Origin of the sequence: Motiliproteus sp. MSK22-1 (assembly GCF_001968815.1) — a bacterium.
In the GTDB taxonomy this organism is placed as follows: Bacteria; Pseudomonadota; Gammaproteobacteria; order Pseudomonadales; family Balneatricaceae; genus Motiliproteus.
This window is the reverse complement of the sequence record NZ_MIEQ01000098.1, coordinates 23,582-37,100: the sequence shown is the minus strand read 5'-3', so window position 1 is coordinate 37,100 and position 13,519 is coordinate 23,582. Positions and strand designations below refer to the sequence as shown.

The following is a 13,519-nucleotide window of genomic DNA, read 5'->3' as shown; positions in this document are numbered from 1 at the left end:
CGTGAAACCGATACAAAGCTCCCTTTGGAGCTGTTTTATAGATTAGGGCTCTTTCAATGGACAAAAAACTCTTAGATATTTTAGTGTGCCCTGTTTCAAAGGCTCCAGTCGAGTGGAATAAAGAAACAGATGAGCTATTTTGTCGAGTCAGTGGTTTGGCTTATCCTGTACGTGATGGTATTCCGGTAATGTTGGAAAATGAGGCACGCAAAATGACTCAGGAAGAACGGGAAAAACACTAGACTTATCCCGCCATCGATAGTTATTCCAGTTAAGCAATGAGTTCCTATTAAATGCTCGTTTAAGGTAAGAGTGTGACATGGCATTTTCAGTAATCATCCCTGCACGTTACGCTTCCAGCCGCCTTCCTGGCAAGCCGCTACTTGATATTGCGGGAAAGCCTATGCTTCAGCACGTCTACGAGCGTGCATTAGAGAGTGAGGCCGATCGGGTTATTATTGCAACAGATGATAAGCGCATAGAGGCAGCAGCAACAGCGTTTGGGGCTGAGGTTTGCATGACTTCTGATCAACACCTCTCGGGAACCGACAGGTTGCAGGAAGTGGTGCAGGTTTTGGGATTATATGCTGATGACATTGTCGTCAATGTCCAGGGGGATGAACCTATGATTCCTCCGAGGATTATTAACCAGGTTGCTCATAATCTGGCTGCTGAACCCAGAGCCAGTATAGCGACATTGAGCGAGCCTATTCTTGATGTGCAGAGCTTGCTCAATCCTAATGTCGTTAAAGTGGTGGCGGATAATCAAGGGCGAGCACTTTACTTCAGCCGAGCGCCGATACCCTGGCCGAGAGATCATTTTTCTGCTCAGGGAGAACTCCCCTGTTTACCGGAAGGCGACAGTTATCGGCGTCATATCGGCATATACGGCTACCGAGTCAAGCTACTGAATGACTTTGTTCGCTGGCCTGCTTGTGAGTTGGAAAAAACGGAGTGCCTGGAGCAGTTACGGGCTATGTGGAATGGTGCCTTTATTCATGTGGCTGATGCTGATGAGGCACCGCCAGCGGGCGTTGACACTCTGTCAGATCTTGAGAGAATCCGTGGTTTAATAGATACTCGCAATTGATGAAGGAAGCCCTTTTGTATGGCCTTTTAGAATAATAGGCCTTTGGAGAATCATGGTCTCTTAGCAGGCAAATGCAGATATTCTATCTCGCCTCGTTGCTATGTGAAGAGCTGGATCTGGGTGTTGGTTGAATACTCGTTTCTAGTCTTGATACTGTCTGTCTTGTCGATAAATCCGGTGCAATTGCATGTCATCAGTTAGCGTTAATACCTCCTCTCATTCAGGGGCTCGGCTTAATAGGCCTTGCTCCGTTTTGTTTGTCTGTCTGGGGAATATTTGTCGATCACCCACCGCGCATGGCGTTTTTGAATACAAACTCAAACAGCAGGGGCTTGAGTCTCAGGTAACAGTCGACTCCGCCGGCACTTCTGATTTTCATATAGGTGGGCCACCTGATCAGCGTTCAACACTTGCGGCAAAAAAGCGTGGCTATGATTTGAGCCAGCTTCGTGCTCGCCAAGCCTGTTATGAGGACTTTAATCGGTTTGATTATATTCTCGCCATGGATGAGTCAAACCTCCATGATTTGAAGGATATTGCGCCCGACAATAGCCGTGCAACACTCCGACTGTTCCTGGATTTTTCTGAAGGGGAAGCTCTACGGGAAGTGCCTGATCCGTACTATGGCGGAGCGGGAGGCTTTGATCGAGTGCTTGATCTTATCGAGCGTGCATCAGAAGGGCTCCTAAAAGAAATCAGGCAAAAGTATGGGAGTTGAAAACGCTGTGTTGAAGGACGTATCGCTCAGGTCTCTCAATACGCTAGGTCTTTCGGTTAAGGCTAGATATTTTGAGTCAGTAACTCAATCATCCCGACTGCAGGAGTTGTTAGCCTATGCCAAGGACCGCAAGCTTCCGGTGATGATATTGGGTGGCGGCAGTAATGTTATTCTGCGGGATGATTTTCCCGGTCTCTGTATACAGATGGCAACCCAGGGTGTTCAGTTTTCAGATGTGGATGAGCACTGGATGCGGGTGACTGCTCAATCCGGGGAGTCATGGCACGAGTTTGTAATAAAGTGTCTGGCAAAGGGCTGCTTTGGGTTGGAAAACCTGGCCCTGATTCCCGGTACTGTTGGTGCGGCACCGATACAGAATATTGGCGCCTACGGTGTTGAGATAAAGGACTATATGTATGGGCTGCAAGCATTGGATCGAAGGACTCTGGAGTTTCGCCATTTTACGGTGGATGAGTGTAAGTTTGCCTATCGTGACAGTGTATTTAAAAGGACTTTTTTGGATCAGTTTGTAATTACAGAGGTTTCGTTTCGGTTACGCAAAAAACCACAACTTCAGTTAAATTACGGCGGCCTGACGAGTGAGCTGGCCGAGATTAGTAGTCCAGGTCCACAGGACTTGTTTGAAGCTGTCGTTAAACTGAGATCCAGCAAGCTGCCTGATCCGGCGTTGCTGGCTAATGTCGGCAGCTTTTTTAAGAATCCTGTAGTGTCCAAAAGTCAGTATGAACAGCTAAAACGGCAACATCCCGGGATCATTGGATACAACGATCCGCAGGGGGTCAAGCTGGCTGCCGGCTGGATGATTGATACTGCGGGCTGGAAGGGATTCAGAAAGGGCTCTGTGGGGGTGCATGACAAGCAGGCTCTTGTGCTGGTTAATTATAATCAGGCTGAAGGCGCTGAAGTTTTAGAGCTTGCCGGATTAATTCAGGCCGATATTGCCAGCCGTTTCGGTGTTGAATTGGAGATAGAACCGAGAATTTACTAGGACGGTTATGGCATCGCTTTCATGTTATGGCTGCAAGTCATCGCTCAGCTCTCTGTATTTGCTTCTATAGAGCTATAGAGCAGGATTGGATTTACTGTACCGGCGCTGGGTTTATTGCAGGAATGCTTACCCTGAAAACCACTTCATCTTTTCTATTCAACGCTTGTACCTTACCTTTATGGTGTTGGGTGATGACCTTTACTATAAAGAGCCCAATGCCCAGATGAATACTCTGAGATGTGTTTTGTTCGGCTCTCCTGCTGTCATGGAGATTTCTAGTGTCATGGGAGTTAGTGGCATCACGGGGGCTTTTCGCCTCCCTGTATGACACCAGAGAATCGAACAGACTGTCTGTTATCTCATCAGCAATATCAGGCCCTTGATTGGCAATCTCGATCACCCAGTGTTCATCTTCCATTGCTAATCTGAAATTGACACAGCTATCAACAGGGGCGTAGTCCAGGGCGTTATCTACCAGCTTATCGAGAAGCTGCTCAAGTCTTATATCATTTCCCTCTATCCAACATTCGCATTCAGGGGGCTGAAACTGAACGTTTTGTGAGATTTTACTTGCTGAGAGTTGGGTCACGTAATTTCCCAGCAGGCCTTTCAGATCAAGCGCAAAAAGTGATTCGCTGCACAATGCATCTTCCAGATTAGCTGCTTCTGTTATGCTGTTAATGATTAACGTCAGTCGATTTACACCTCGCTCAGCACTATCCAGATAGGGTTGTTGCTGCGTCTTCGAGTCTTCCCGCATCATTTCAAGCGACGTGCTGATAGTGTTGAGTGGATTACTCAGCTCGTGACGAAGGGTTCTAGGCATTCGTTCGAGAAAGCGGGTGTATTGGTAGAGCCTGTTAATGAGCCCAGACATATCACGGGCCAGGTCTCCCAGCTCGTCTCTACTGTCTTGTTCAGTACTCAAACCGCTGGACAGCACTCTGCCTTGGTTATCGACGCTGGATCGAATTTCGTTCCGGACATTACTGATGCGCTGGGTCAGTCTGTAGCCAAAAATAAGGAGGCCAGCGACCAATAGAGCAAACGCAATGGTCGTGGCAATAGCTGACTTCAAAAGTGTAAGGCGCTGGAGGTTAAGAATGTCCTCAGTTGCGACCTCTACAACGGCTGCCCCTATGGGTTTTTCTTGATCAGGGGCTCCATCACTGGATACCGAGCGGGCTCCCAAAATAGGTTGAGCAGCAAGTATGTAATCTTTTTCTCCATCAGTATACCTGGTTACTGCAGGCAGGCCCTGCATGGCCCGGTTTATAACCGATTGGTGCCTTTCCAGTAGATTCGGGCGTGCATCAGGTATATTCGAAACGGCACGAATTCTAGAGTTTTTGTCTAGAATCCAGACATGTCTGTTAACTTGCCTGAGCCCTTGTACTAGCCGCTGTAAGTCGGGTGAATGTACCAGCAGCCGACTTTTGCCTCCCGTTTCGCTGGTTATTTTTTCAACGACATTACGCTGATCCAGGTCGTCTACATCAACAACAGCAATATCAAAGCGGGTAGCGTTACTAACCAGAGAAAGTGGGAGTTGTAGCTCAACTCTATATCCTCCGGGGGTTTCTACCCAGGAGCCACGAATACCCGCGGCCGTTGCTGGTTGACCGTTAATCCACTGGTCATCAGTATTGAGAACAAGAACTTGACCGATTGCTTCACTGGTTATCAGATAGTGCTGGTTACCTATGGTTAATTGAAGCTGGTCACTGGTGTCCAGTCGCTGATATCCGGGGTGGTGATAAACCAGATAACGGTCTCTAACGTCAACTAACAAATAAAGTTGGTTGTCCCTTTGCAGAAATCTGATCTGCATTGACAGAGGATCAATCTTGTCCGGATTCTCTCGGGGACCAAAGCGATATATGGGAGTTGGCCGATCCCACTCTTCATCATAGCCATCCGCCAAAAGATGGCGGTCAGTAGGAGATGCATAAAACAGCTTTTGTTTATCGGAATCTTGTCGGTCAGGCAGGCTGGTAAGTAGTTCTGGGCGCCCCTGAAGAGCAGTGGCTATTGCCTGGGTCGTCAGCAGCTGGGCCTGTTCCTGGCCTTTAATCAAAAAGTCCTGAATATCATTGATATAGCGAAACCCAAGCCAGGGCAGGACCAGTAAGCCCATACTGAGAAACAGTAGTTGTGTTCGTAGACGGAAAATCATCAGGAAGCTTGTTCTTTCCACCGATAACCGGCGCTGTAAACATTTTCAAGCTGATCAAACATGCTGTCAGCGTCCTGAAACTTGCGTCGTATATGGCGAATATGAGTATTAACTGTATTGTTGGTAACCAGAGTCTGCCGTGTTGCTTTAGCAAGTTCATCGTAGCTGGCAACGCCACCTTCTTTGCTGACGATAACATCCAGAATAGCGCACTCTGTAACGGTTAGGGATATTCGTTGAGTCTTCCAGCTGACTGCAACTCGCTCTATATCCAGCTCCAGGTCTCCATACAGGTCGGGCTCGGGCGGCTGTTGTTTTCGATTGCTGGCCACTTTTAACAGGGCCGCAATGCGTTCTGCAAGAAGTGTTAATGATACCGGTTTGGTCTGGTAATCCCAGGCTCCCAGCCGTAAACCAAAGACTTGATCGATTTCGTCGCTTCTGCTGCTGAGAAATATGATTGGAAGGTCTGGGTTTAACTGTAGTAACTCACTGCAAAGCTTAAAGCCACCATCAAATTCGTCTGTAAGCATTACATCAAGGATAGCAAGATCAGGCATTTGTTCTTTGATGCCTGCGAGCGCTTGCTGTCGGGTTCCATAACTGCTTACTCTGTAGTGTCTTTTGCGTAGTGCATGCTCATAGTTTTGTCGTTGGTCTGGATCATCTTCAACGATAGCAATCAAATTATTCAATATTTTTCCGGACATAATTGTCTATGTAAGAATCAAGAGTGGTAGTTCGATACCCAGGGGATGGGCCAATATCCTAACCCCAAGAATGGATTAATATCCTAAAGAGTACGATGGAGTCTGTCATCCTCGGTAATTTTTTTATCGGGTTTGATTTTGATTTAACCTGAATAACAGGGCATTGGTGTTACTAAAGGTTTTTAGGCAATTAAGTATAGGCAATTAAGTAACAGCTGAAATTACCAATCTGAATGAGACTTGCCGGGATTATGCGAAAAAAAGGCGGATATTAAATCCGCCTTTTTCCTGCACTCTTTTATCTTTTAAGCCTCTAAGATTTCTCTACTGTTTCAGACTTTGCTTCGTCTTTCTGTAAAGAAGCATCATCTGATTCAACAGTCTTTGCCGGCGTTGATACTAAAGGTTCCTTGGGTTCAGGCGCCGGTGATGCTGAGTACTCAGCTTTTGGTTTTTGCTCGGAGCTGGTTTCCGCTGGGGCCATCGCTTCTGTGCTGCTGGAAGAGGCGGTAGATGATTTTTCAGCACCTGTTGCCGCTGCTTCAGCAGCTGTTGTTTCGGAGGCGTTATCGACAGACTTCTGAGCCGCATCTGAAGCTGTATCGCTTTCTTTGTTGGCTGCAGTCTGCTGCTTTGCTTTTTCCTCCTGCTCTCGTTTTCTTCGACGTATTTCTCTAGGGTCGTTGGCAACCCTTGTTCTGCGTCTGGGGCGCTGCGCGGCGGATTCTGCCTGTGATTCTGACGATTGGCTGACTTCGCTTTTGCTGGTTTGCACCTGTCCGGATTGGCCCGTTTTAGCAGCCGCGTCCTCGTTTTTAGGTGGTGTTTTTTCCAGACTGTCTTTCGACACATCGGTTGCTGTCGAAGGTTTATTTTCGCTTTCGACCCTGGCGGGCTCCTCTGTCACTGCTGGAGAAGTATCTTTTGCAGCGCTGCTTTCATCCGATGCCGGCTGGTTCCGTTCAGTTGCTTTCTGTTCGGTCAGATGCTTTTCACCGTCAGCCTTGGGCTCTTTTTCCTTAAGCGTGGTGGCTTGAGTGGTTACATCCTTGTCTTTCGGCTGATGAGATTTTTGCTTTGCCGCTACTTCAGCAAGTTCAATGATTTCTGCTGATAATGGAGCTTCTGAAGCAGCAGGTGTCTTGCTATCTGCTGTTGCTGTTGTTTTTACATCAGATGAATTTGCTTCAGAATGTTTTTGAGGCTCTGATTTTACCTTGGTCCTATTGTTTTCTTCATTGGCAGTGCTTTTATCGATAGTTTCTTTTGCAATGCTTTCTTTAGCTGAAGTGTCTTTGGAAAGCGCTTCTTTTGCTTTGCTTTCCTGCTCTTGCGCGGTGGCCGCATTTGTGACTTCAGATGCCTGCTGCTCTTCGAGTTTGTTGATTACCTCTGAACGATTTTTGCGCTCACCTGACCGACGTCCAGAGCGTTCTCTGCGGCGCTTGCTGCCACGATCTCTGCGGCTTGGAGTTTCGCTCTGGGTTTGGCTGTTATCAGTATCCGTGGTGTCAGCAGATTTTGCGTTAACCTCTTCAGGCTTCTCTTTCTGAGCCGCTCTGTTGCCGCGACGGTCATTGCGGGTATTGTCCGCAGTCTCAGCAGTACGACGGCGACTGTGGCGGTCATTGCTTTGACCGGAGTCATCTTTATCAGCGGATTTCTTTTCCGTCTTACGAGGCTGCTCCTTGGTGCTGCCTTTGGAGTCATCTTTATTACGTTCAGGGCGGCGATCTCTATCGCCTCTGCGCTTACGGCTGCGACTGCGGTCGCGGTCGCGGTCTGAACCGCTACGAGAAGGTTGCGCATTGCGCTTGGGTGCTTCTTCTTTTTCCTGTTCTGGTTCTTTTTCGGGAGTGGAAGAGGTGAACAGGCTGGCTATCGCAGATAAAAGACTACGGCGTTGCTTTGGTTCTTCCGGAGATTGTGCAGGAACGGGTTTGGAAGGAGTTACTCCTTTAACGGCTGCTTCAGTTCTTTGGGCCGTTTGCTGAGGAGTCAGCTCTTCCAGATCGCCATGAGGCTCCGGCGTCAGCTCGTAACTTGCTGAGCTGCTTGCTGTCATTTCACTGCTGTCATCGCGTAAACGCTGTACTTCGTAGTGAGGCGTTTCCAGATTCGGGTTTGGAACTACGATGATTTCTGTGCTGTGACGTTTTTCGATTTCACTGATATTCGCGCGTTTCTCGTTCAGCAGATAGGTAGCAACATTAACCGGTACAATCGCTCGGATCTGGACTGTACGCTCTTTTGAGGCCTCTTCTTCAAGAAGTCTCATGATCGAAAGGGACAGTGAACCCACGTCTCGGATAGTGCCTTGCCCGTCGCAGCGAGGGCATACAACGCCGCTGGTTTCGCCAAGTGATGGGCGTAGTCTTTGCCGGGACATCTCCAGCAGTCCAAAGCGAGAGATGCGGCCGAGCTGCACGCGTGCACGGTCGACTTTGAGAGCGTCTCTCATGCGGTTTTCTACTTCCCGCTGGTTGCGGACCGGGGTCATGTCAATAAAGTCGATGACGATAAGGCCGCCAATGTCTCGAAGGCGGAGTTGTCTGGCGATTTCGTCTGCTGCTTCCAGGTTAGTCTGCAGCGCGGTTTCTTCAATGTCACGGCCTTTGGTGGCTCGGGCGGAGTTGATATCAATTGAAACCAGTGCTTCTGTCGGGTCTATGACGATAGAGCCTCCAGAAGGCAGGCGAACCTCTCTCTGGAAAGCAGTTTCTATTTGTGACTCTATCTGGAAGCGATTAAATAAAGGGGTTTCTTCGCTGTATAGCTTGATCTTGCTTTCATATCCCGGCATGACATGCTGGATAAATGATAAAGCTTCCTGTTGCACTTCTTCATCGTCAAACAGAACCTCACCAATGTCCTGGCGCAGATAATCTCTGATCGCTCGAATGATGACATTACTTTCCTGATAGATAAGAAACGGGGAGGGCTTCTTTTTACCGGCGTCTTTGATTGAGTGCCAGAGTTGTAGCAGGTAATCCAGATCCCATTGCATTTCTTCAGAAGAGCGTCCGATGCCAGCGGTACGTACGATGGCACCCATCTGATCAGGGATGTTAATTTGATTCAGTGTTTCCCTAAGCTGGGCGCGATCCTCGCCTTCAATGCGACGTGAAATTCCACCTGCTCTGGGGTTATTGGGCATAAGTACGAGATAACGGCCAGCCAGACTGATAAAAGTGGTCAGCGCTGCGCCCTTGTTGCCTCGTTCTTCTTTGTCGACCTGTACGATCATCTCTTGTCCTTCAGAGATGACATCTTTGATGCTGACTCGGCCTTTATTGCCGCTGGCGGATTTCTTAAAATACTCTTTGGAAATTTCTTTCAGGGGAAGAAATCCATGGCGCTCTGCACCAAAGTCGACAAACGCCGCTTCAAGACTGGGTTCTACCCGGGTAATCTTGCCAAGGTATATGTTGGCCTTTTTTTGTTCTCTTGCACCGGATTCAATGTCCAGATCATAAAGACGCTGGCCATCGACTAGGGCTACACGCAACTCTTCTGATTGAGTAGCGTTGATTAACATTCTTTTCATAGGTGCTTATTCACTCTAAACGTAAATACACGCACCCCACTTCAGTCAACTTGTGCCGAATCTTAAAATCGATATGTTTATGCGTGTGCTGGTGTCCCAATGCTGTATTTTCAACGCCAGCTTCCCCAAGTGTTTGTTTTCGGGGGATGTCTGATTAAGCTGATTGTTGCAAAGAAGGCGCTGCAAGGTGGGTTCTTCGATCTTCGGAGGCGAATAGCTAGCTATCTATCTAACGAAAAAAGATCGCAAAATTGACCAAGGTCGGCTTCAAAGCGGTGGATCAGTGTTAAGTCAGACTCCTAGCGTCTTCCGGTGATCTGTGATCACGTCATGTTATGCGATTAGGGAACCTCTTATAGTGGAGGAATCAACTGCCATCTCGGATAAGCCAATAAACCAGGCTAGTAAGCGCTGTCTCGTATCGAAATACGCGCAATCCACGGGCCGTCGTGCATCTTCACTTGAACACAAGGCATAAATCAATTCTAAATCGCGGTGCCAAAGTGGGCGCGACTCATTATCGGGAGCAGCCAACGGGTACCATCTGTTGGTCCTGTTCGGCTACTCTCCATCAAAAATATTTTCTTTCAAGGCTTACCGGATTTAGTCCTGCCCGTTTGCCAGGAATCAGTTACAATGCAAGCCTGCGTCACCCAGCTGACTATTTTTCAACAAAGCACTTTTTAAGAGGCTGCCTTTTTACAGCTAAGTGTCTGAAAAATGCCGCATTTGGGCGACGAATCAATATAACAGTAAACGCCCCTTTCAGCAAATTCTTAAGGGCCTTTTTCCGGATATCATGGCAACTAACTCTCAAATTTCACAACCAAGTGTACAGTGGATTGAAGTCGAGCAGGATCTTTGCGGTCAACGCATTGATAATTTCCTGATTGCGCGTTTAAAAGGCGTTCCTAAAACTTTGATATACAGGATAATTCGTAAAGGTGAGGTGCGGGTAAATAAAAAAAGAGTCAAGGCTCCTTACCGTTTACAACCGGGGGATCTTGTTCGTATACCTCCTGTCAGAGTTGCATCTGAAAAAGAGCCTGCAAAGGTGGGGAAGGGGCTGATAGAAGCTCTGGAAAGCGCCATTTTATTTGAGAATGATGAGCTGTTGATTATTAATAAACCATCTGGTTTAGCGGTTCATGGTGGTAGTGGTGTCAGCTTGGGCATGATTGAAGCGCTCCGGCAGATCAGGCCGGAAGCTCGGTTTCTGGAGCTGGTTCATCGATTAGATCGCGATACGTCTGGTTGCGTTATGGTTGCCAAAAAACGCAGCACGCTGAAAGCACTGCATGAAGATCTGCGTGTGGGCCGCATCAGTAAGATTTATAATGCGCTGGTGATAGGCCGTTGGCCGAATCGAAAGCTTAAAGTGGACGCACCATTAAAGAAAAATGAATTACAGTCGGGTGAGCGGGTTGTTCGTGTGAGTCAGGATGGCAAGGAGTCGCTGACTGAATTTCGTGTATTGCAGCGGTTCGAGCAAGCCACATTGGTTGAAGCAAAGCCAATCACTGGTCGAACTCACCAGATTCGCGTTCATGCTCAATTTGCCGGCCATCCTATAATGGGTGATGAAAAGTATGGGGAAGAATCCATTAACCGAGATATGAAGACCAGAGGGCTACGGCGGTTATTTCTTCATGCTGCACAGTTAACGCTAAGATTGCCAAAAAACCGCGAGCGTATTACCGTATCTGCCCCGCTTGAAGAGAGTCTTGAGAGAACTCTTGAAAACTTGTCGACCAATGGCGCTAACCAAGGCTGAGCTGATTTACTATGAGTACCATCTTTACTGCAGAAAATATCCATAATATTGCTGATTCCATGCTCCGCAAAGGGATTCAGCCAACTGTGGAGTCAATCTCGCAACAACTGGGGCTTGATGAAGCAGACCCGATGGTGGCCGAGGAGCTGGAGCGTTGGTGGTCAGGCTTATCCAGCCGGGTTTTGTTAACCTCTGAAGGAATATCTGACGCACCGGATGCGCTGACTCGAGCGGTTAGAATACTCTGGCAGGATGCAGTTAAGGAAGCTTCGGAACATCTGGCCATTCAGCAGCAAACACTTGATTACAGTGCGCAGACGTTGCAACAGGAGTCAGAAGAGCTGTTAGATAGCAGTCGTGCTGATTACGATACGTTGGAGAGTCGCTTTCGCAGAGAAGTGATGAAGGTGGAAGAGGCTGAAAATCAGCTCAAAGTATTAGAGGCAGAGATAACCGTATTAAAGTCAAATCTGACTGGAGAGATTACTCAGAGAAAGCAGGTCGAGGACCAGCTTCAGGACAGCCGTCATGAAGTGAAACGCGTAGCAAAAACACTAGAAGACGCGAAGCGTACATTTGACGGTCGCTTAAAAGATGAGCAAAGACACAATCAGGAATTGCTGGCCAAGGCTGAGGCTGAGTTGAGACATTATCGTCACAATCTTGAAGTTGTCCGGGATGATGCAGGCAAAAAGGAATCTGCTCTGACCAAGAGTATCCATGATTTACAGTCTGAGGTTGCGAGAAGGGAAGTTAAAATAGAAACCCTGCATGGTCAGATGAAAAGCCTGGAGATGGAGCTGAAAACAATGAGGGCTGATACTGGCTCTCAGGCTCGAAAGTTGTCCCAGGCGAGTGCCAAAATGCTGAGCGAAACAAATAAAAACAAGCGATTGGAAGAACGAGTAAAGCAATTGGAGGCTGATCTTAAAGCAGAGCAACAGCGGGTTGCACTGTCTTCTAGTGAAGCCATGAGAAAAGAAGCCGATTTAAGGCAGGCTATCAAGCTGCGTGATGATGAGCTCCTTCGTGTTAAGGGTTCTGTTTCCGGCTTGCAGAAAAAACTAATTGGGCAGGAAGAGCAGATTCGCAGACTTCATGCTCAGGCTAACGTGTAGATCATTTTTTATCAAAACTAGTTCTAAAGTACTGTTTTTTTATATTGAACAGTACTACCTTCAGCTATATTCTGGAAAAGAATAAGTTAATAGCTTCTTCTTATCATTTTGAGGCGTCTTAATGTGAGGAGCCGGGTTGTCAGCAGTGTTTTTCTCTGCTTTTGGTGGCTGGTTCTTCAGTAATAGGCGCGTATTTTTTCTTAACCCGGGAGTCGAATTGGCCCGCGCCTAAAGCAGTACGGGGTTGATGTCGATCCTTTTTTTATTGGTGGCATCATGAAGCTTCAGCAGCTGCGTTATATCTGCGAAGTGGCGAAACACGAGCTAAATGTATCAGCTACAGCTCAAAGTCTATATACCTCTCAGCCAGGTATCAGTAAACAAATCCGTTTGTTGGAAGATGAGCTGGGTGTCGAGGTCTTTGCTCGAAGTGGAAAACATTTAACGCGCGTTACTCAAGCAGGTGAGTCGATTTTAAGTATTGCAGAAGACATCCTCCGCAAAGTTGAAACAATTAAGCAAGTGGCACAGGAATTTAGCGACGAAAAGAAAGGCAGTCTTGCTCTTGCGACTACCCATACCCAGGCCCGCTATGCTTTGCCCAGAGTTATTCGAGAGTTTATCGGAGAGTACCCGGATGTTTCGTTGCATATGCAGCAGGGCACACCTGTGCAAATATCCGAAATGGCAGCAGATGGCACTGTTGATTTTGCTATAGCCACGGAGGCGTTGTCTCATTTTGGTAATCTGACAATGATGCCTTGCTATCGTTGGAATCGTTCTATTGTTGTGCCTAAAGATCATCCGCTGGCGAAGGTCACCAAGTTACAGCTTGAAGATCTGGCTAAGTATCCAATAGTGACCTATGTATTTGGTTTTACCGGGCGTTCGAAACTGGATGAGGCTTTCAGCCGCGCCGGTCTGGAGGCCAAGGTTGTTTTTACAGCGGTTGATTCCGACGTGATTAAAGCCTATGTCCGTTTAGGCCTGGGTGTTGGGATCATAGCCAGCATGGCATACGAGCCAGAAGTGGATAGTGATCTGGTTGCTGTGGATGCCAGTCATCTGTTCGAATCCAGTACCACTAAGATTGGGTTTCGCCGTGGCACCTTCTTGCGTGGCTATATGTATGACTTTATTCAAGGTTTTGCGCCTCACCTGACGCCGGAGCTGGTTGATAAGGCAGTGGCTTGTCGAAATCGGACTGAACTTGATCATTTGTTCGAGCATATTGAGTTGCCGGTGCTGTAACACTGGAAGCTGTAACAAATAGTATGCTGTATCCCCTCCCGCCTCTGACTGATCCCGGAGTCTTAAGCAGGCCCCCCGGGGTCTGCTCTGCGGTTGTGGCCACGGAATATGGCTTTCTTTGTCCTG

10 protein-coding genes are annotated in these 13,519 nt (G+C 47.8%); 7 read left to right on the top strand and 3 right to left on the bottom strand.

Annotated features, from left to right (window positions below; genetic code table 11):
* Nucleotides 1-56: 56 nt before the first annotated feature.
* The 4 genes from BGP75_RS26295 (at nucleotide 57) to murB (ending at nucleotide 2,817) form a co-directional block, all read left to right on the top strand.
* Nucleotides 57-242: a Trm112 family protein gene (locus BGP75_RS26295; RefSeq protein WP_076721901.1), complete on the top strand. Its 186-nt coding sequence runs from the start codon at nucleotides 57-59 to the stop codon at nucleotides 240-242.
* Nucleotides 243-319: 77 nt separating this feature from the next.
* On the top strand, nucleotides 320-1,090 hold the full coding sequence (gene kdsB / locus BGP75_RS26290; protein WP_076721900.1) for a 3-deoxy-manno-octulosonate cytidylyltransferase: 771 nt from the start codon (nucleotides 320-322) through the stop codon (nucleotides 1,088-1,090).
* 187 nt (nucleotides 1,091-1,277) lie between these two features.
* Nucleotides 1,278-1,808, top strand: coding sequence for a low molecular weight protein-tyrosine-phosphatase (locus tag BGP75_RS26285; RefSeq protein WP_083705087.1), 531 nt, complete (start codon nucleotides 1,278-1,280; stop codon nucleotides 1,806-1,808).
* Complete coding sequence (gene murB / locus BGP75_RS26280) at nucleotides 1,798-2,817, top strand: UDP-N-acetylmuramate dehydrogenase (protein WP_076721898.1); 1,020 nt, start codon at nucleotides 1,798-1,800, stop codon at nucleotides 2,815-2,817. The genes BGP75_RS26285 and murB overlap by 11 nt, the downstream gene beginning before the upstream one ends.
* A gap of 91 nt (nucleotides 2,818-2,908) precedes the next feature.
* Here murB and BGP75_RS26275 read toward each other — a convergent pair whose 3' ends face one another.
* From BGP75_RS26275 to rne, 3 genes are all read right to left on the bottom strand, one after another.
* Nucleotides 2,909-4,993, bottom strand: a complete 2,085-nt coding sequence (locus tag BGP75_RS26275; RefSeq protein WP_076721897.1) for an ATP-binding protein — start codon at nucleotides 4,991-4,993, stop codon at nucleotides 2,909-2,911.
* Nucleotides 4,993-5,688 (bottom strand): response regulator transcription factor, encoded by a 696-nt coding sequence (locus BGP75_RS26270; protein WP_158070182.1) that lies wholly within the window; start codon nucleotides 5,686-5,688, stop codon nucleotides 4,993-4,995. The genes BGP75_RS26275 and BGP75_RS26270 overlap by 1 nt, the downstream gene beginning before the upstream one ends.
* 328 nt (nucleotides 5,689-6,016) lie before the next feature.
* A complete protein-coding gene (rne, locus tag BGP75_RS26265; RefSeq protein WP_233153033.1) occupies nucleotides 6,017-9,250 on the bottom strand; it encodes a ribonuclease E in 3,234 nt (1,077 codons plus the stop codon).
* Between the two features lie 799 nt (nucleotides 9,251-10,049).
* Between rne and rluC the strand changes: the two genes are divergently transcribed.
* From rluC to cysB, 3 genes are all read left to right on the top strand, one after another.
* On the top strand, nucleotides 10,050-11,024 hold the full coding sequence (rluC, locus tag BGP75_RS26260) for a 23S rRNA pseudouridine(955/2504/2580) synthase RluC (RefSeq protein WP_076721952.1): 975 nt from the start codon (nucleotides 10,050-10,052) through the stop codon (nucleotides 11,022-11,024).
* An 11-nt stretch (nucleotides 11,025-11,035) separates the two neighbouring features.
* Nucleotides 11,036-12,142, top strand: a complete 1,107-nt coding sequence (locus tag BGP75_RS26255) for a DNA-binding protein (RefSeq protein ID WP_076721895.1) — start codon at nucleotides 11,036-11,038, stop codon at nucleotides 12,140-12,142.
* A gap of 276 nt (nucleotides 12,143-12,418) precedes the next feature.
* Complete coding sequence (gene cysB / locus BGP75_RS26250) at nucleotides 12,419-13,393, top strand: HTH-type transcriptional regulator CysB (RefSeq protein ID WP_076721894.1); 975 nt, start codon at nucleotides 12,419-12,421, stop codon at nucleotides 13,391-13,393.
* Nucleotides 13,394-13,519 lie beyond the last annotated feature (126 nt).